The organism is Escherichia sp. AM3 (assembly GCF_032029835.1).
Taxonomy (GTDB): domain Bacteria; phylum Pseudomonadota; class Gammaproteobacteria; order Enterobacterales; family Enterobacteriaceae; genus Escherichia; species Escherichia coli.
The window spans coordinates 1-1,352 of sequence record NZ_JAVUPQ010000302.1; the positions used below are offsets into that span (position 1 = coordinate 1).

The 1,352-nt window shown below is 53.3% G+C and carries 2 pseudogenes; one reads left to right on the forward strand and one right to left on the reverse strand.

What is annotated here, in order from left to right:
• Positions 1-370: pseudogene (locus tag RTW80_RS25305) on the forward strand (3'-5' exonuclease); the annotation flags it as partial.
• Between the two features lie 188 nt (positions 371-558).
• Here the strand turns inward: RTW80_RS25305 and RTW80_RS25310 are convergent.
• Positions 559-1,352 (reverse strand): annotated as a pseudogene (locus RTW80_RS25310) (transposase); the annotation flags it as partial.

The following is a 1,352-nucleotide window of genomic DNA, read 5'->3' on the forward strand; positions in this document are numbered from 1 at the left end:
ACGCCCTCTGACGAGTAAACAACCGCTGGCTGGCCAGCGGCTTTCCGTTTTATCCCGACTAAACAGCACCAGTGGCCGGATGGCACGGCAGGCATATGACTGGCTGAGTCTGGCACCACTCTTTCTGGATACTGAAACGACAGGACTGGATAATACCGCGGAAGCCCTGGAAATCGGCCTGACCGATGCTGCCGGTCAGGTGGTATTTGAAACCAGGCTGAAGCCCACGGTCGCCATCGGAGCGCAGGCCGCCGCCGTGCATGGTATCAGTGAGCAGGCTCTCTGCGGCGCACCATCATGGATAGATGTGGCGCGGCAACTGCGGCATACAATCGGAGATCGACCAGTAATTATCTTTAATGCCCGGTTCATCGATAGGAATTTAAATCCCCAAAAGACTAAAAAAGCACCACAAAACGGATGTTTCTTCAACACCCCTTGTGCACCATATGAGCGGAAACGACTATTAAACAGGATGACACTGATTGATACAGGGTATGAATGGCGGTTTTTTGCTCCGTTTCCGGTAAAATGGACGCAACTTCCCCTCTGCGGCTCTCAGCCGCACACCTGCTGTCGTGCCAGTCGCTCATGCATCAGGACCGTAACCCCGCTTCAGCCCCGTAAAACGCATCTGACTTCCGCACAGAATGCACTTCAGCGGGTCAACCTTCAGTAACCTCTGATACATCCCTCTCCACCTGATTTGCATCGCCGTTTTTCTCACCGTCTCCGTTATGACGTACACAACTTCTTCCAGTAAGCGGCGCTTCACCGGACTCAGGAAACCGTAGTACCTCACCATACGGAACCCCTTATCCGCTACATGCCAGGAGAACCTTTCCATGAACTCATCTCCACTCATCAACAGGTATTCTTCCCGTTTTGTACGGTGACTGTTGTAACGCAGACCGATTTCATCCTGACCGGCATAATGCTCCAGCCGACTCATCGGCACCGGTGGCTTTTTCAGGTAAGAGCCGAAGTACACCGCCACATGTGTGGCGTTATCCATCACCCTGGATATGTTGACATTCCAGCCGCGGCGGTAATGCGTGTCCAGGAAGCAATTCCAGTCCCGTTTGCTGTTTCCTTCCACTGCCAGTTCATCCGGTATTACCAGCTCCGGGTATTACCGGGACAGTAGCCGCGTTATCCGGTAACGCCACATGCTCATCACCTTACGGGCGTAAAAATGAAGATTTTTCCAGGTGTGGCCCGACGTCACACCACCGGCAGTTGTCGATAAATGGATATGCGGATGCCACTGCTGGTCACGCCCCCATGTGTGGATCACCGTGAATATCCCCGGCTCCACATCTGTCTGATGGCAGATTTCCAGTATCACATCC